At 47.4% G+C, this 17,174-nt stretch carries 15 protein-coding genes and 1 pseudogene; 7 read left to right on the top strand and 9 right to left on the bottom strand.

What is annotated here, in order from left to right; translation table 11 throughout:
• Positions 1-33 precede the first annotated feature (33 nt).
• Positions 34-1,038 (top strand): alpha/beta fold hydrolase, encoded by a 1,005-nt coding sequence (locus ATG66_RS00330; RefSeq protein ID WP_098413453.1) that lies wholly within the window; start codon positions 34-36, stop codon positions 1,036-1,038.
• A 247-nt stretch (positions 1,039-1,285) separates the two neighbouring features.
• Complete coding sequence (locus tag ATG66_RS00325) at positions 1,286-2,110, top strand: Cof-type HAD-IIB family hydrolase (RefSeq protein ID WP_098413503.1); 825 nt, start codon at positions 1,286-1,288, stop codon at positions 2,108-2,110.
• Between the two features lie 62 nt (positions 2,111-2,172).
• Here ATG66_RS00325 and ATG66_RS00320 read toward each other — a convergent pair whose 3' ends face one another.
• Positions 2,173-2,643 carry an EVE domain-containing protein gene (locus ATG66_RS00320; RefSeq protein ID WP_098413452.1) on the bottom strand — a complete coding sequence of 157 codons (471 nt, stop codon included), beginning with the start codon at positions 2,641-2,643 and terminating at the stop codon, positions 2,173-2,175.
• A gap of 47 nt (positions 2,644-2,690) precedes the next feature.
• Here ATG66_RS00320 and ATG66_RS00315 point away from each other — a divergent pair, with 47 nt between their 5' ends.
• Both ATG66_RS00315 and ATG66_RS00310 read left to right on the top strand, forming a co-directional pair.
• Positions 2,691-4,241, top strand: coding sequence for a COG3650 family protein (locus tag ATG66_RS00315; RefSeq protein ID WP_098413451.1), 1,551 nt, complete (start codon positions 2,691-2,693; stop codon positions 4,239-4,241).
• A complete protein-coding gene (locus tag ATG66_RS00310; protein ID WP_098413450.1) occupies positions 4,241-4,837 on the top strand; it encodes a tRNA-uridine aminocarboxypropyltransferase in 597 nt (198 codons plus the stop codon). The genes ATG66_RS00315 and ATG66_RS00310 overlap by 1 nt, the downstream gene beginning before the upstream one ends.
• 81 nt (positions 4,838-4,918) lie before the next feature.
• Here the strand turns inward: ATG66_RS00310 and ATG66_RS00305 are convergent.
• The 7 genes and pseudogenes from ATG66_RS00305 to lptM all read right to left on the bottom strand — a co-directional run bounded on the left by ATG66_RS00305 (position 4,919) and on the right by lptM (position 12,160).
• A pseudogene (locus ATG66_RS00305) lies at positions 4,919-7,405 on the bottom strand (EAL domain-containing protein).
• Positions 7,406-7,541: 136 nt separating this feature from the next.
• Positions 7,542-8,258 carry a 5-amino-6-(5-phospho-D-ribitylamino)uracil phosphatase YigB gene (gene yigB, locus ATG66_RS00300; protein ID WP_098413449.1) on the bottom strand — a complete coding sequence of 239 codons (717 nt, stop codon included), beginning with the start codon at positions 8,256-8,258 and terminating at the stop codon, positions 7,542-7,544.
• A gap of 7 nt (positions 8,259-8,265) precedes the next feature.
• Positions 8,266-9,198: a tyrosine recombinase XerC gene (gene xerC, locus ATG66_RS00295; protein ID WP_098413448.1), complete on the bottom strand. Its 933-nt coding sequence runs from the start codon at positions 9,196-9,198 to the stop codon at positions 8,266-8,268.
• Positions 9,164-9,895 (bottom strand): DUF484 family protein, encoded by a 732-nt coding sequence (locus tag ATG66_RS00290; protein WP_179885550.1) that lies wholly within the window; start codon positions 9,893-9,895, stop codon positions 9,164-9,166. The genes xerC and ATG66_RS00290 overlap by 35 nt, the downstream gene beginning before the upstream one ends.
• Positions 9,889-10,719: a diaminopimelate epimerase gene (gene dapF, locus ATG66_RS00285; protein ID WP_098413447.1), complete on the bottom strand. Its 831-nt coding sequence runs from the start codon at positions 10,717-10,719 to the stop codon at positions 9,889-9,891. The genes ATG66_RS00290 and dapF overlap by 7 nt, the downstream gene beginning before the upstream one ends.
• A gap of 10 nt (positions 10,720-10,729) precedes the next feature.
• Positions 10,730-11,983, bottom strand: a complete 1,254-nt coding sequence (lysA, locus tag ATG66_RS00280; RefSeq protein WP_098413446.1) for a diaminopimelate decarboxylase — start codon at positions 11,981-11,983, stop codon at positions 10,730-10,732.
• 60 nt (positions 11,984-12,043) lie between these two features.
• Positions 12,044-12,160, bottom strand: a complete 117-nt coding sequence (gene lptM, locus ATG66_RS21230) for an LPS translocon maturation chaperone LptM (protein WP_441351603.1) — start codon at positions 12,158-12,160, stop codon at positions 12,044-12,046.
• 74 nt (positions 12,161-12,234) lie between these two features.
• Here lptM and cyaY point away from each other — a divergent pair, with 74 nt between their 5' ends.
• Entirely contained in the window at positions 12,235-12,549 is a 315-nt protein-coding gene (gene cyaY, locus ATG66_RS00270) for an iron donor protein CyaY (protein WP_098413445.1), read from the top strand.
• A 69-nt stretch (positions 12,550-12,618) separates the two neighbouring features.
• On the opposite strand, the gene ATG66_RS00265 is transcribed toward cyaY, so the two are convergent.
• The gene (locus ATG66_RS00265) at positions 12,619-15,153 is read right to left on the bottom strand and encodes a class I adenylate cyclase (RefSeq protein WP_098413444.1); all 2,535 of its coding nucleotides are present in this window, start codon (positions 15,151-15,153) and stop codon (positions 12,619-12,621) included.
• A 344-nt stretch (positions 15,154-15,497) separates the two neighbouring features.
• On the opposite strand from ATG66_RS00265, the gene hemC reads away from it, so the two are divergent.
• Both hemC and ATG66_RS00255 read left to right on the top strand, forming a co-directional pair.
• Positions 15,498-16,436: a hydroxymethylbilane synthase gene (gene hemC, locus ATG66_RS00260; protein WP_098413443.1), complete on the top strand. Its 939-nt coding sequence runs from the start codon at positions 15,498-15,500 to the stop codon at positions 16,434-16,436.
• A gap of 2 nt (positions 16,437-16,438) precedes the next feature.
• Complete coding sequence (locus tag ATG66_RS00255; RefSeq protein ID WP_098413442.1) at positions 16,439-17,167, top strand: uroporphyrinogen-III synthase; 729 nt, start codon at positions 16,439-16,441, stop codon at positions 17,165-17,167.
• Positions 17,168-17,174 lie beyond the last annotated feature (7 nt).

The following is a 17,174-nucleotide window of genomic DNA, read 5'->3' as shown; positions in this document are numbered from 1 at the left end:
CGCGTCAACAACGTATCTTCAGGTAATCGACTAATGGCTACTAACCATTCACCTTTGACTTATACTCAAGAGACTTTATTTGAGCAAGCAATTGGTGGGCCAATCGCTGCACTGTGGCAAACTCGCCAAGAAGGCTTTGTTAAAGGGACAGAGAAAAAGAACATCTACTGGTGCAAACTCACCCACCCTGAACACAAAAAAGCCGTGCTCGTCGTCAATGGACGCATCGAGTCTTCCTGGAAGTATCAAGAGCTATTTTACGATCTCTATCGCCAAGGCTTTGATGTCTACTCATTTGACCACCGTGGACAAGGTTTATCAGATCGCCTGTTGTCTGACTCTGACATGGGTCACGTCTATGACTTTACGGATTATATCGATGATATGAACGTGGTGGTAAAAAAACACGACCTTAGCCAATATCAACAATGCTTTATAATCGCCCACTCTATGGGCGGCGCAATCGCGACACGTTATCTGCAAACCCACCCAAAACATCACTTCACTGGCTTGATTTTAAGTGCACCTATGTTCGGGATTAACCTGCCATGGTACTTATCACCTATCGCGATTCCGGTGACACAAATCATGTCTGCCGTCTCTACATTACCACGTTACGCACCCGGTCATAAACCGTATTTCCCTAAGCCATTTGAAGACAATCCGCTTAGCCAAAGTCAAGGTCGTTACCAATGGTTTCGTAATCTCTACACAGAAAAACCAGAGCTTCAAGTTGGTGGACCAAGCACTCGCTGGGTATGGCAAGGGCTGATGGCAGCCAAACAGTGCTTCCTGTTAACACGCCAAGTCAAAGTGCCCGTATTACTTATCCAAGCGGGGAATGACCGTATTGTCAGCAACCTTGCGCAACAACGTTTTATCGATAAGTTGAGTAAAACCAACCTTCACACCCAACTGCTCTCAATTGAGGCGGCGCAGCATGAGATCCTCTTCGAGTCGGACCAGTATCGTAACCAAGCGTTAGACGCCATCTTCCGTTTTATGCATGATCCCAACAAAAAAATACACCACAATTAACCACAATAGGCGTCCTGTTCACGGCAATAATTAAAGAGGAAATACCCACGGTGTGATTTGCCCTCTTTTTCATCCTTATTTTGGCGTACACTGCCAAGGCCTGTTGGGGTTTTGCTGTATTTGTCACCGTAAAACCCCACGACGTGAAAAGTTCCCCCGCATTCGGAGCAGTATGATCGAGTCAATCTATTGTACTCCGTTTGCAATTGGCCTGTTCCACTCTATCCACACCGTTTACGAGGACTTCATGAGCACATCGCTACCTTGCAAAGAGATCACTAAAATCGTTGCTTCAGATCTGGATGGCACGTTACTCGCCCCCAATCATCAGCTCAGCGCTTACTCAAAAGAAACGCTGAAAGCATTACATGAACAGGGTTATACCTTTGTCTTTGCCACAGGTCGTCACCACGTAGACGTCGCAAGCATTCGTCGTCAAGTGGGCATTCCTGCTTACATGATCACCTCAAACGGTGCTCGAGTGCATGACCAACAAGATCAATTGATGTACAGCGAAAATGTCCCTGCTGAGTTGGTACAAGACGTGATCGACACGATCAAACACGATCATGAAATCCTTATTCATATGTATCAAGATGACCGCTGGTTAATGAACAAAGATGATCAAACACTGCGTGATTTCCATGACGAATTCACTTATGTGTTGTTCGATGAAGACCAGGCGCCAACTGATGGTATCGCGAAAATTTTCTTTACTCACGCCGCGCAAGACCACGAACGCTTGGTTGTGTTTGAGAACAAACTGCGTGAGCAATTTGGTGACAAATTGAATATTGCGTTCTCGACACCTTGGTGCTTGGAAGTCATGAGTGCTGGCGTCTCGAAAGGCCACGCACTTCAGGCAGTCGCTGAAAAACTCGGCCTCACACTAGAAAACTGCGTGGCATTTGGCGACGGGATGAACGACGTTGAAATGCTGTCGATGGCGGGTAAAGGCTTGGTGATGGGCACATCACACGAGAAAGTAATGCGAGCATTACCCAATAATGAAGTGATTGGTAGTCACGCTGACGATGCGGTCGCATACTACCTTCAAAAGCATTTGTTATAACCCCTTCAACGTCATAAAGGGCTGCAACTTCAGCCCTTTTTTTTTCTTTTTGGTACAACCCATTAGCGCTGACTTGGCAACGTCTCTTTGCCCAAAATCGCGTCCCACTCTTCTGCCGTTACTGGCATTATCGATAAACGATTTCCACGCTTCACCAGTGGCATGTTCTCAAGCTCTGGCATCACTTTCATCACCGATAACGGAATCACCCGCGCCGTTTTACGCACGAATTCGATATCCACCATAATCCAGCGGGGATTGTCTGGATCTGACTTTGGGTCGTAGTAGTCGCTTTCGGGATCGAACTGGAAATGGTCGGGATACGCTTCTCTCACGACTTTGGCAATACCGGCAACGCCAATATTTTTGCAAGAAGAGTGATAAATCAGGACTAAATCGCCCAACTTGACTTGGTCACGCAGCATATTGCGTGCCTGATAATTACGAACTCCCTCCCAACATGAAACCTTTTGAGTTCGAAGCGTGTCAATAGAAAAGGTATCTGGTTCAGTTTTAAATAACCAATATGCCATAATGCCATCCGATGCCGATTGAGTAACAATAATGAGGAAGATATAACATGAAGGCTTTGAAAAACCCAGTGGCGTTCGCCACCCTGCTGCTTCTGCAAGCATGCAGTTTGCAACTGCCACCATCTGGCCCAGAGACACTTACCGCCCCACCAGCCAGATTAGATAAGCCTACAACGATTCAACCTCAAACCTTTATGTTACGCGGAAAAGTGGTTGTGGGTCATGAAAGCCAATACATCATGCCCTGTGGCAGTGATAAGCAGTACTGGCTGCAACTGTCACCTCAGCAAAGTCAACGTGCAATCAAGTTAACTAGTGAACCTTACCAGACGATGTATGGGGAGATGATCGGCCATCTTAATCCGCCCGGCATCGACGGATTTTCTGCCGATTTTGATGCCAATTTTGTCGTCGAACAAGTGAACTTCCTCACGGCGGAAAATCCAAATCGTTGTGGTCAACCGAACAACCCCACCCGTGTGTTTGGTAATGAGCCATCTTGGTCGGCTAGCTTTGAATCACGTGGACTGACATTCCAGAAAATGGGCGAAGAAGCAGAAAACCTAGCGATTCAAAGCAGTCAGATCCAACCCCGTCAACGCACCTATCAATTACAGGATGGAGAACTTCGTCTAACAGAGAATCTCTGCTCAGATACCATGAGTGATACGTTGTATGGCTGGAAAGCCACACTCAAACATGATGGCGATACCTACCAAGGCTGTGGCATGGCATCGAATGTCGATGCTAGCCTAAAGTGGGCCAACACTTACGTGGCAACTTCGACCCAATCGCAAGGCTTCGAGGTGAGCATGACTTTAAATTCTGACCACAGTGCCATGACCAAATACAGCTACGCCAATGGACAAGCGCCACTGGTGGAACGTGGTTACTGGCAACAGTTGAGTCCATCGCAGGTTCAAGTGGTCATGACGCATCACCAACAGCAACGTTTGATGTCAGAGCGACTGTTCACCCGTGAAGGCAACCAATTAACCGCAACCAAAGAGAAAGTCGGCAACATGGTTTACCCTATTGCGGATGGCGGCTTAGTACTGTATCCCGCAACCGTACGTGATCAAGGTATTGAGCAGCGAGCACCGGAGCGAGCCAGTAAGCCTATCGGGAGCGCGGATATACCTTCTAGCGCGGAGTTCGACTCAAGGGTCGATGCCGCTGTGCGCAACTACTTTTTCATTCATCAAACCAACCCAAATAACAACCAATACCGTTGGCTGACATACGATCTCAACGGTGATAATAATGAAGAATTACTAGTGCAACTGGATTGGTGCGGATCTGGTGGCTGTACCTTATTGGTATTTGAGAACCATGAAAAAGAGTGGCGTTTTAATAGCCGTATGACCTTAGTCCGCAGCCCTATTATGCTCGGCCAGCACACATCCCACGGCTGGCGAGACCTGATTTTTAATGTCAGCGGTGGCGGCGCCACACCCGCTCAACACGTAATGCAATATACCGGCGTCAGCTACCCAATCAACCCAAGCATGGCGCCAACGGCGACTGCAGAACAAGTCAGCGGTGTGCGTTTGTTCTCGGATGGCATTAGCCCTGCCCGTGAAGGAGTACGCTTGTAATGTCACAGCCGTGTCCTCATTGCGGTTTTCAGTTCAACTGTATTTGCTCACTGCTACCGACACTCACCAGTGAGCACACCATCTTGCTGTTGATGCATCCGAACGAACTGGCGCGCGACACCAATACGGGCAAGCTATTGCAATATTGCCACTGCAATGTGGAACAATCCGTTTGGGATAGAAAGCAGCCACCAGCCGAGTTGCTGGTACGCTTCGCGGATCCGACGCTGTATCCTGTGTTGCTGTATCCCAGTAAGGACAGCGTGACGCTAGAGCAAGTGAGTCGACAATCCCAACAACAAAACAAAAAACCACTGTTTATTGTTTTGGATGCCACTTGGCAAGAAGCGCGCAAGATGATCAATAAAAGTCGCTGGTTAGAAGGCATTCCAGCCATGGGACTTTCTACGCAGGCCGATTCGCAATATCGGCTCAGACGTAACCAACAGCAAGGTAATTTGTGCACGTTTGAAGTCGTCGCTCATTTGTTAGGTCAACTTGGTGAACAAGACAACCAAAAGCAAATGCTGAATGTGTTTACTCACTACCTCGCGGCATTTCAAGCAGAAAAAAGTGGGCATGTACTCAAGCAATAAACGTCACGAACGCCATCGATTGGTACAAAAAACGCAGCGCTGGCTGCGTTTTTATGCGTCATGGTTTCACGTGAAACACGCTTAAAACAGCCGCGTTGGCGCACCCAAGTAGTACCCTTGTAAATAATCCACGCCCATCTCTTGTGCGATTTTGCACACTTCTCGGTTGTGAACAAATTCCGCGACTGTCTCAGCATTAAACACCTGACACAAGCGAACAAGCTGAGAGGCTATTTTGCGCTGCTTTAAGTCTTTATCGATATCGCGAATCAAACTGCCATCGAGCTTTATCACTTCAGGCTCAAGCTTTAGGATCTCATCAATATTAGAGTAACCGGAACCAAAGTCATCAACAATGATGCGTGCGCCTAAGCTTCTGAAGTGGCTGCATACTTCGATCATTCGACCATAGTCTTTAATTTGCTCCGACTCCAACACTTCCAAGCCAATCCGCCTTGGATCGTTAAGCTGGCAGATTTGGTGCTCCAACAGCATTAAGGTCTAATCACTTAATAAGTCTTGCGGAGATAAGTTAATCGAGAAGTCGCCTTGCTTGTCTCGCATGTAATGCAGCGTGGCGTGAATCATGTGACGACTCAATCTGGTATACAAATGGGTATCTGCAATGATCGGTAAAAAATGTCCCGGTGCAATTACTGACCCATCCTCTTCCTGAATCCGAACTAAGCACTCTTGGCTAGCCAAACGATGACTGTCCGCATGCACAATTGGCTGACTATAGGTGAGGATGTTCTGCTTGAGAATCGCCCGACTGACACAGCTCAACCAGCCTAACTGCTCTTTACGTACATCTTCGCTGACTTCGATGTCTTTTGCATTACAGATATGGGTATTACTGCGAACGCCAGCACGACGGGCTTCTATGCCCTTGAGTAATAATTCATCCGGCGAAGCCGAGAGAAAATCTCGACGACTGACCAAACCTCCGCACAGAGAAATAGAAAGATAATCAATTTCTCGTAGACCCATCGGTTCAAAGTTGATTTGCTCCACCGCATCGGCAAAACGAGTAAAGTGTTGCTTAATGGTTTCACTACTTACATCCGCCTTAAACACAAACGCCCACTCTCCGACTCCAATGCTATAGAGCTGCAAAGCGGCAAGCATGCCCAAACGTTTTCTTAGTCGGTTGGTAAAGTGCATGGAGAGATCTTTCAGTAACTGGTCGCCAACGCGATAACCATATTTTTCATTAATGTGGCTAAAGTTAAGTAACTTAATCGTCAGTAAGTGCTCATCGGCAGCAACGCTATTTAACCGTTCTTGTAACGCAATGCGGTTTTGTAATCCGGTTCGGTTATCGCAACGATAGCTCTCTTGCAACTTCTTTGTTTGCCTGTCCAGTTGGTAGCCCATGTGCGCATTCATATTATTGAGATCGCTAATCGCATTCCGGATCAGGCTAAACAGCGGTGAGATGGAGGAACTAACCGGGGGCTCAGGAAGATTGATAGATTGAACTTCATCCCCTTCTCGCATCGCTAAATAAGTCAGACTGTGATGGAGAATTTCGGGCTGACCCACCTCTCCATGTAACTCTCCCATGCAATAACTGCCGAAAGTGGTGGCGATCCCCTTAAAGGCATCCACCTCATCACTGCTGTCGATGAAGTCTAACCGTGAGGCACAATTGAAAATCATCACCACTTCGGGTTGATGCATGCCAATTTCAACGACTCCATGTCGTACTTGCTCTAGCGTCAGTGATGGATGGTTATAGCAAAACTGAACTTCATCACCAAGACACCAAGGCTTATCAAAACTCATGCTCCCATCTGAGTGCAAGTCCGTCACGCTGCACACTTCTTTACGACCGAGCGATTCTCGGTATAACGGAAAACTCAGAAGCTGGCTGAGCGTTATATCATGCCCATCCGCCAGATAACGCTGATAAACCTCTAGGGCTTTATCTTCGCCTAAGCAATACAAGCGAGTCCCTTTGGCATGAGTGACATAGTGTGGCATACCAATCGGATTCCACTCTGAATACGCGTCTGTCCATATCTTTAAACTATCACTGTGCAAAGCGACCGCCACAACGGCGTTCTCGAAAATTTGATTTTGATGCAATACCCAACAACCATCATCGATGCTTTGTGCCAAACCACCAGAGAGCGCAACATTCTCAGTGGCAAACGTTTGGAACAGCGGATAATCACGACGCTCAACTTGCACGCCAAAACTGATGATGACTTGAGAGTTGTGTTGCAATAAGAGTGAGCGCTTGAGTTCTCCACCATCGATATCAGGTGAATAAGAGTAGGTTTGCACGGCCGACGTGATTGTGGTGTGCTCAAATTCAATCAGGTTAACGAGACAGCCTGAAGTATATATCTCCCCTTCGTGGATAACGTTGCGGGTGCTGTGCCCGATGATATCCGCGTTTGGCACCACCATTAAAACGGCCTCTGCGAGTACAGCAGTAAGGTCTCGTGGCTGAGTAGACAACATTTGCACCAAGCATTGTCTATCTGGAGAAATCTGAGAAGCGATTAAAAAATCATTCAGCTGACTGACATCGTGAACCAGTTTGGAAAAAGATCGCATACACCTACCACTGCCGTAATACTGTTTTCACCACGACGCGTGGCGTTACTTTTTACTTAACAGTGAATAATTTACGTGGCTTTACGCTGCTTTTCTAGACACAAAATGAATTCAGACTGGATTAATGCGAAAGCCATTAAAAAAGTGTGAGTAACGGCTGCAAACTGTTGATTTCAACATCAGGTAACATGCGTGCTTTTGCATTATTCATGACATTTTTATTCATATCATTAAACCAACAAGCTGAAAATCCAGCAGATTTTGCACCATGCACATCCGTCACTAAATGATCCCCCACATGCAAAATATTCACTGCCGGACAAGCTAAAAACTGCTGCGCCTTAATAAACATGTCCGTTGCGGGTTTCGCCAAACCATCGGGTCCCGCTTTAAGTACGGATTGGAAATACGGCGTTAACCCAACTTTATCTACATCGACGTTACCATTGGTGATGGCCACCAGCGGAATGCGCTCACCCAGTTGCGCTAACAGGTCGAGGGTTGGCTGTGGTACGGAAAATCGGCTGCGCCAGTCGAGCGCCAGCTGCACGCCCTCTTCAGCGGCGGCTAACGCTTGCTGGTCGTTATAACCCGCGTGAAGAAAACCGTGTTTAAGCTGCACCAAACGCCACAGCGTGACATCACTTTTTAACTCTGGGTTCTGCTGCACAACATGCCGCTTCACTTGTAACCACTCGGCCTTACCCATGTGTGCAACCGCTGGGTGAGTTTGCTGTAACCAGGTCAGTAATTCACGCTCCATACGGACTATTACCGGATAGTTATCATAAAGCGTGTCGTCGAGGTCAAACGTCATCGCCTTAACAGACGCGATTCGACGGTAGAATTTCATCGGTGATTCAGCCTCCACGCTTTTTACGAGCACGGGGATGTGCTTGGTCATAGGCTTGCGCCAAATGTTGGAAATCCAAGTGAGTATAAATCTGGGTAGTCGAGATATTTTCGTGGCCTAATAACTCTTGCACCGCTCGCAAATTATTGCTCGATTCCAACATGTGGGTCGCAAATGAGTGACGCAACTTGTGTGGGCTGATGTGACTGGCGACCGATTGTTTCTGTCCCCATTCTGCCATGCGTTTTTGCACACTACGATGCGAGATCCGTGTGCCCAGCTTGGAGACAAACAACGCAGGCTCACCCGGCGCCGCAAGGCCGCCACGCACTTTCAACCATTTTGCGACCCACTCGGTCGCCATTCCGGAGAACGGGACTTTGCGTTCTTTATCACCTTTACCGATAACACGAAGTTCGCCACTGCGTAGATGGACATGGCGTACATCGACACTGACCAGTTCGGCTAAACGCAACCCCGCACCATACATCAGCTCCATCATTGCACGATCACGCACCGAGAGCGGGTCGTCTTCATTCACGTCGAGTAACTGACTTACTTCATCCACATCGAGGTTTTTCGGTAACGGACGCTGCTTGCGTGGCGCAGAAACCCCTTTGGCGGGATTGGCTGACATTTCACCTCGAAGGATAAGAAAATCAAAAAAGCTACGCAGTGACGAAAGCCGCGTCGCTAGGCTACTGGCTTTCATGCCTTCTCGCATGCCTTTACCCGCCAGTTGACGCACCCAACCCGCGTCGACTTGAGCCCAATCTTTGAGTCCCATTTCAACTAAGTGCTGAGCCATGGTTTCTAATTGTTGTTTGTAATTACGTTGAGTATGTAAGCTCAACCCCTTTTCGCTTCGTAGAAATTCATAAAAACGTTCAAGGGGCTTTCGTAAACTATTTGGCAGAGGAGTGTTGGGCGTTGTCGTCATCGTAACTTTGCCATACCAGTGTTTGAGCGAGATGTGCCACGATTAATGATAGGTGACGTAAAAACAAGGTGTCCATCTCTGGTTGAAAATGACCACCATCTTCGCTCGAGAAGACCAATACCCCAAGCGTCTGCTGTTTGACTAACGGCAGGACCACATACGATCCCATTTCAGGCACTTTCATGTCGCCGAACAAAGCTTCACGGTCGACTTTGCGTAGACGGCCTAAATACGCCTCTTTTCCGTTTAAATGAGTGGTCGCAAAACGTTGGTAGTTTTCTTTGCTCAATTGGCTCGATGCGTCACATTGGCTAAACAATCGCACAAAGGCGCGCAAGCCCAGCGCTTGGGCTTTCTCTTCGATAGCGTGAATGACTTGTTTGAAGTCACCGCATTTTAGAATCAGCCCCTGTAAATCCATAAACTCGTAAAACGTGCGATCATTATTGGCTGCAAGCGACATCAAGGTCGTAATTTCTTCTTCCAGCTCTTCAATGCGCTGACGTTGGCGGTTCATTTGAATATGAACCAGAGAAATCGCGCCCAAATCACGATGCGGAAACGACAAACGATCCACTAATTCTGGACGCTGGACAAAAAAATCAGGGTGATCTTTAAGGTAATCGGCAACCACTTCCGCCGTTAATGCATCGGCTTCTATTTGAGACAAACCGTTTCCTTTTTCTTCCACTAACATGATAATTGACCATCAAACACGTGTGTTGTTGGGCCAGTCATAAACAGCGGCTTCCCTGGACCTTGCCATGCAATACGCAGCTCTCCTCCAGGCAGAGAAACCGTCACATTCTCATCCAGCAAGCCTTGCAAGATCCCCACCGCAACCGCGCCACAAGCACCGCTACCGCAAGCTTGAGTTTCACCCGCACCACGTTCATAAACACGCAAGCGAATCTGATTGCGACTTACGATTTGCATAAAACCGGCATTGACGCGTTCAGGGAAACGTTCGTGAGATTCGAGTAACGGGCCTAACGTATCGACATCGGCAGTATCCACATCATCCACAACCGTTACGACATGCGGGTTACCCATGTTCACGGCACCACAAAACAGAGTTTTGTCGCCAGCACGCATGATGTAGGTTTTCTCTTTCTGTTTGGCCTTGAAAGGAATTTTATTCGGCTCGAACTCTGGCACCCCCATGTTGACCGTCACGTCCCCGTCATCCTCGATGTTGAGAGTCATCTTGCCTCTCTTGGTACTGACGCTGATGCTGTATTTATTGGTTAGTCCTTTCAAGCGGACAAACCGAGCAAAACAACGAGCGCCGTTCCCACACTGCTCAACTTCACTGCCATCCGCATTAAAAATACGATAATGGAAGTCGGTTTCTGGATCATATGGCGCCTCAACCACGAGCAATTGGTCAAAGCCGACCCCGGTATGACGATTCGCCAAACGACGGATCAAGTCTTGCGAGAAAAACACGTTTTGGGTAATACAGTCGACAATCATAAAGTCATTGCCCAAACCGTGCATTTTGGAAAAGTGGAAATGCATTTTGTGTGTGTTACTCCGGTAGAATCTGTTCCAGCTGCCACAAACTGGTCAGCTCTTCACGCTGGCGAACAAGGTGGCTCTGCTTACCATCCACCATCACTTCCGCCGCTCGGGTACGAGTATTGTAGTTCGAAGACATCACGAAACCATAGGCACCCGCTGAACGAACCGCGAGTAGATCACCTTCTTGCAAAGCGAGTGCGCGATCTTTACCCAAGAAGTCGCCCGTTTCACAAATAGGGCCAACCAAATCGTAAGTCTTCACGTCACCCCCGCGCGGTGAAACGGGCACGATATCTTGCCATGCTTGGTATAGTGCAGGACGCATCAAGTCATTCATGGCGGCATCAATAATGGCGAAGTTCTTGTGTTCGGTGTGTTTTAAAAATTCAACACGCGTTAACAAGATACCCGCGTTCGCAGCTATCGCACGACCTGGCTCGAAAATGAGCTCTAGGTCTTGGTGATTATCAAGCCGGCCTAGCAGCGCTTTCGCGTAATCTGAAGGCTGAGGCGGCAGCTCATCTCGGTATACCACGCCAAGGCCACCACCAACATCAAGGTGACGAATATTGATACCTTGCGCTTTTAAATCATCAATCAGGGTCAGCAAACGATCGGTCGCGTCGATAAACGGCTCGATGTTCGTGAGCTGTGAGCCGATGTGACAGTCGATACCTTGCACATTCAAATTTGGCAAACTCTGCGCGAATTGGTATACCTCTGGCGCACGTTCAAATGCAATGCCAAATTTATTATCGCGAAGGCCTGTCGAAATATAAGGGTGTGTTTGTGCGTCGACATCAGGGTTAATACGCAATGAAATCGGTGCCATCACACCCAGTTCGCCTGCCACTTTGTTCAAGCGTTCAAGCTCGGGTTCAGATTCGACGTTGAAGCACTTAATCCCTAACTCCAGCGCACGTTTCATTTCTGCTGCGGTTTTACCAACGCCAGAGAACACGACTTTTTTCGGCTCACCACCAGCAGCTATCACACGTTCGAGTTCCCCCCCCGACACGATATCGAAACCTGACCCTAAGCGTGCCAGCGCATTCAATACCCCTAGGTTTGAGTTGGCTTTAACGGCATAACAAACCAGATGAGGATGCTGACCCACGGCACTATCAAACGCCTTCCAATGGCGCTCTAACGTGGCTCTAGAGTATACGTAAAGAGGAGTGCCATATTGCTCGGCCAGAGCTTGAAGTGGGACGTCTTCGGCCCAAAGCTGGCCATCATCCTGATAGTTGAAGTAATCCAAAATTCGCTTCCCTTATTTTATTCGACTGCTGTACCCTGATTTCACCCTAAGGTGCGGTTATTATTGTGATTGCTCATTCTGTTGAGTGTCGTCTGGAATGTATAGTGAACCAGATTGGCCACATCCCGCTAACGCCGCGGAAATCATCACAAACAACACAGTAACTAATTTTTTCATTTCGCATATCGTGATTATTGAATCAATGCCCCCTATAATCGCACCACACTCAGGAAAAGCAATAGGATAGACGGATGAACGATACTGAATTTCATCAACTGGTGGATGCGCAGATGCAACTCATCGAAGAATCCATCGATGATTCAGGCGCAGACATCGATTTTGAGGTGTCTGGCAATGTCATGACATTAGAGTTTGAAGACCGCAGCCAGATCATCATTAACCGCCAAGAGCCGATGCATGAGATTTGGTTGGCATCAAAATCGGGTGGTTTCCACTTCAAGCTTATTGAAGACAAATGGATCTGTTCAAAGACAGGTATGGAGCTGTTTGAGATGGTCAAACAAGAGTGTGAAAAACACGCTGGCGAAGCCATTGATTGGGCGTGATGCTTCTCCATCCTCACCCAAACACCAAGAGCACTGATGTGTTCTTGGTGTATTTAATCGTCCATGCTTTTAAGCATTGATTGCTTTCGTCGGACGACGAGGCGAACAAGCGTCATTGCGATAAGGAATAATGTAAGCATTCCCCTCTTTAGGATGAATAATTTGGTAGTACTGCGGTAAGTTGAAGTTAATAAACTTAGAGGCGACACGACTCTCACCTTTCACCGAAGTATAGAAACTGTTCACTGACGAGATCATCTCATCTTTCGAGCCACTGAACTGGTGATAAACCTCGACTTGGTTCGACTCATCCAATACATAAATGTTGAAACCGCCATCGTTATCGTTGTCTTCAAAGAAGAACTGCACCAAGCCTTCACTGGCAAACCCATCCACTGCTTCCGGCATCTGATACTCTTTCTCTCTATCCAGCATTAACAATGGCGAGCCTTGTAATTTATTGGTCGAGATGCTGCGGTAGAAATCGATGGAGTTTTCCAGTTTCTGTACTGATACACCGCGACGCTCGAAGAACAAACCGTAGGTTTGATTACCAAGGCGCATCGCTTTAAAGCGGCGACGTTTCTCTTGCTCTACCGGCTTCAAACGTAAATCGATACACTCTGCTAATAGCTGGTACACCATATTACGCATCACACCGCGCATGTTCTTGGCGTAACAAAATACATCCACCGACTCAGGAGGGAGTGCGTCTTGGTGCATCTTGCCCAAAATGGTTTTCAATGCATCCAGTATTGCCGTTTCGCCTTTAAAGTGCAGTGTTCGCACTTCATGCCATGAGTTGCGATAAACCAAGTCGACACTGCCGACCAAGTTCTTATGCTGAGAACTAAAACTGAAAATATCGGTGTTTTTTACATCCACTTTAAGTGAACGACCAGATAATTCCGTGGTCGGATCGCTTTCAAAGTTAATGAACATCGCAAGCTGACTGATTTCACATGGGCTTCCTAACGCTTGCATTGTTGGGCGGCGCTTACGCAATGCAAAGGTATTACGTAGGTCACTCACCATTTGATAGAACTTATCGATATCCAGCTGCGCTTCGCGTACGACAGCATGCAAACGGGTTGATTCAGTGATCAGCCCATTAAAAAATGCCCACGACACCAGTTTACTTAAGTATTCATGATGCTCTAGGTATGGTTGACCCATAATCCGGTGTGCAATCAATGGCTGTTTGTAAAGATACCAGCCAGACTTATTCGCACTGCCTTCTTTCACTTCAATGAAGCTCAAATCCGGCTCATGTAAATCAGGCGAAATCTGTGGGTTAAGCAATGTTACTTTACCGGGCAATACTTCAAATGCCGCATACAGCTTGCGCGCCAGAATGCTGATATCTTGTGGGCTGATGGCCGATGTAATGTCGTTACGACGGGCAAATTGGATAAGGTTTCGATAACTCTGCATCAACGCATCAAGCAGCGCATGATGCACCTTGGTTACCTGCTCAACCTTCCAGTTACGGCGGTCATCTAATTCCGCCACCACACTTTCATCCCAATTCCATTTCGCGATCATGTCGCTGAGCGCCGCACGACGCCATGCAACCGATCCGACATCCGGTTCACGAGAAAGCTTTTCATGGGTTTTGAGGTAGAAACAACGACGTACCAAATCCAGCCGTGTGTAATCCTGAATACGTTCTAGGTAACGCGTCACTTTTTCCAACATCAAGTAATACGCGTCCATGCCATAGAGATCGGGCTCATGAGCAAAGAAACGACGCTTGGTATCAATACTTAATAATTGGGTATGTGGGTATTCCCACGAGTAAGCTTCCAGCAAAATCGCTTTTAGTACCGATTTGTAGGGCGAATCGATACTTTTATATAACTGCCACAAGTTCGAACCAAAGTATTCTTCAGCAGGAATGCGATGCAGTTTACCAAAGTCGATCCAATCACTACAGTCGATGTAGCCATCGCGACAAAGCTGTGAAACGTACTCGTCGTAACACTCTTCCATTTCTGGCGGCACAATTTGCCATAGCAAACGCTGTCCGGCGATACGAACTGCGCTGCGATAAAATTCATCAAGCAAAAGGAGATGTTGAGAAGAGCCGCAGTTATCACCGGTCATCTCTTCCGAGTGATTGCTACGAAAACGATCTTCATCCATCAAAAAGAAGTTTGCTTCAACACCTTGGCTTTGTGCCCAATCGGTGATCAGCAAGCATTTGTTGGTCAACAGTTCACGCTCGTCACAATCCATCTCTGGTGAAATACAGACCCAAATATCTAAATCACTTGACGTACTTTGACCAATCGACGAGGTGCTGCCCATCGTGTACAACCCAAGTATAGCTGGCGCATCTGCCGTCTTTAACGGCTGGCCAATAGCCAATTGAGTATCATCAATGAATTGCTGTTGGATGTTATTCAGCTCAAGCCCGAGCACCCCAAACGGGACGTCGGCGTCGTAGTAACCAGGAATAACAGGATGGTTGTAGTTGAACAAAGCAGGAATCAAGTGGAACACTTGCTGGCTTTGCGCATCCATAAGCGCCAGCGCGCGATCAATTCGCTGCTGGTTCAAATTATCTAATCGCTGAATGATTTTATGGGTGTAAGCCTGCAAGGTAAATCCTTGGTTGAACAATCACGGAAATCTGCTGACGTTTTAAACCAATACGGCTTAAAAACGTGATCAATTTAACACTTTTATTAGTATGGGTAAAGTTTCGCTCTGTGAATCGCTTCGGTTCCAAAACCATACTTTAGTCACAAAATAGGCCGCGCGGTAGTGTCGCTTGTAATGCCTATTACTAATAATAGTCCTTAGTCTAATTGAGAATCCAGTCACACTATTTTCATAACGTCATGTTATCCCATTCATACTATTCGGAGATAACCAACTAACAGTAAGCATTTCTTGGTGAGAATGGTAGGATAAACCCAAATCCAAACAGCATTGAGAAGATCATGACACAATCCACACCTATTCGCATTGCAACTCGAAAAAGCCCGCTTGCTTTGTGGCAAGCTTATTTTGTTAAAGATGCCCTTCAAGCCGCTCACCCTGGTTTAGAAGTCGAGTTAGTAACTATGGTGACCAAAGGTGACGTGATTTTAGATACTCCACTGGCCAAAGTGGGTGGTAAAGGCTTGTTCGTTAAAGAATTGGAAGTCGCAATGTTAGAGGGCCGCGCAGACCTTGCCGTCCATTCGATGAAAGACGTGCCAGTTGACTTCCCTGAAGGGCTTGGGCTCGTGACCATTTGTGAACGAGAAGACCCACGCGATGCTTTTGTTTCTAATACCTACAGCAACATTGATGACCTACCTCAAGGTGCTATTGTCGGGACATGCAGTTTGCGTCGTCAGTGCCAACTGAAAGAATACCGTCCAGACATCATTATTAAAGAGCTACGTGGTAATGTTGGAACTCGCCTTGGTAAACTGGATGCCGGTCAATACGACGCCATTATTCTTGCAGCGGCTGGCCTAAAGCGTTTGAAACTGGAAGAACGAATTCGCAGCCTTATCGAGCCCGAGCAATCATTGCCTGCGGTCGGCCAAGGTGCAGTGGGTATTGAGTGCCGACTCAACGACGAACGACTGCTGAAGCTACTTGAGCCACTTAATCACCCAGATACAGTCGATCGCGTCTTGTGTGAGCGTGCAATGAATCTGACCCTAGAAGGCGGCTGTCAGGTACCCATTGGCAGTTATGCTCTGCTTAATGGTGATGACATTTGGTTACGTGCACTGGTCGGTGAGCCTGATGGCAGCAAAATTGTACGAGGTGAAATTCGTGGCCACCGTAAAGATGGCGAAACCTTGGGCGTTCAGCTGGGCAACCAGCTACTCGAAAACGGCGCTCGTGAAATTTTAGCTAAGCTGTACGCAGATCACGAATAATCATGGCAGTGTTGGTCACTCGGCCGGGAGAGCAAGGCACTGCGCTTTGCTCTCTGCTCGAAAGGCACGGCATTTCTGCACATCACCATCCGCTGATCGACATCGTTACCGATCTCACGGATACGCACCTATCTCAGCACCTTCCCCAAGCTCAAATCGTTATCGCGGTCAGTCGACATGCGGTGCAATGTGCACAACAAATCTTAACAAGTCACGGAGCATCATGGCCGAAACAGGCTATTTACCTTGCCGTTGGTCAAAAAACAGCACACTATTTAAGCAAATGCACTCAACAGAAAGTACACTATCCCCAAGTCAGTGATAGTGAACATTTATTGCGACTACCAGAGCTCAACAATGTGGCACAACAACAGGTTCTCATTCTTCGTGGTAACGGAGGGAGAGAGCTGATTAAAGATGCATTGATGAAACGTGGAGCAAAAGTTCACTATAGTGAGACTTACAAGAGAGAATTCATCCCATTCGATCCAGTAAGCTGTATCTCACTATGGAAAAATCTGCAAATTAACCAGATCATCGTCACGAGTGGTGAGCAACTGGATTATTTGTGCCGCCAATTAACGTCAGAACAATTGACTTGGCTTAATCAACAAAGGTTGTATATCCCCAGTCAACGCATTGCTGATATCGCAATTCAACGGGGGTTCACTCGAGTGAGATGCACAGGAAGCGCATCCAATCAAGAATTACTGGCTGCTCTCCAGCCCTAGCTACACA

Source organism: Vibrio sp. ES.051 (assembly GCF_002563795.1).
Taxonomy (GTDB): domain Bacteria; phylum Pseudomonadota; class Gammaproteobacteria; order Enterobacterales; family Vibrionaceae; genus Vibrio.
This window is presented reverse-complemented; position numbering and strand designations above follow the sequence as displayed.

Excerpts from the sequence above, each read along its gene's own strand:
- ATG66_RS00330 (WP_098413453.1), top strand. The coding sequence starts at position 34 with ATGGCTACTAACCATTCACCTTTGACTTATACTCAAGAGACTTTATTT.
- ATG66_RS00325 (WP_098413503.1), top strand. The coding sequence starts at position 1,286 with ATGAGCACATCGCTACCTTGCAAAGAGATCACTAAAATCGTTGCTTCA.
- ATG66_RS00320 (WP_098413452.1), bottom strand. The coding sequence starts at position 2,643 with ATGGCATATTGGTTATTTAAAACTGAACCAGATACCTTTTCTATTGAC.
- ATG66_RS00315 (WP_098413451.1), top strand. The coding sequence starts at position 2,691 with ATGAAGGCTTTGAAAAACCCAGTGGCGTTCGCCACCCTGCTGCTTCTG.
- ATG66_RS00310 (WP_098413450.1), top strand. The coding sequence starts at position 4,241 with ATGTCACAGCCGTGTCCTCATTGCGGTTTTCAGTTCAACTGTATTTGC.
- yigB (WP_098413449.1), bottom strand. The coding sequence starts at position 8,258 with ATGAAATTCTACCGTCGAATCGCGTCTGTTAAGGCGATGACGTTTGAC.
- xerC (WP_098413448.1), bottom strand. The coding sequence starts at position 9,198 with ATGACGACAACGCCCAACACTCCTCTGCCAAATAGTTTACGAAAGCCC.
- ATG66_RS00290 (WP_179885550.1), bottom strand. The coding sequence starts at position 9,895 with ATGTTAGTGGAAGAAAAAGGAAACGGTTTGTCTCAAATAGAAGCCGAT.
- dapF (WP_098413447.1), bottom strand. The coding sequence starts at position 10,719 with ATGCATTTCCACTTTTCCAAAATGCACGGTTTGGGCAATGACTTTATG.
- lptM (WP_441351603.1), bottom strand. The coding sequence starts at position 12,160 with ATGAAAAAATTAGTTACTGTGTTGTTTGTGATGATTTCCGCGGCGTTA.
- cyaY (WP_098413445.1), top strand. The coding sequence starts at position 12,235 with ATGAACGATACTGAATTTCATCAACTGGTGGATGCGCAGATGCAACTC.
- hemC (WP_098413443.1), top strand. The coding sequence starts at position 15,498 with ATGACACAATCCACACCTATTCGCATTGCAACTCGAAAAAGCCCGCTT.
- ATG66_RS00255 (WP_098413442.1), top strand. The coding sequence starts at position 16,439 with ATGGCAGTGTTGGTCACTCGGCCGGGAGAGCAAGGCACTGCGCTTTGC.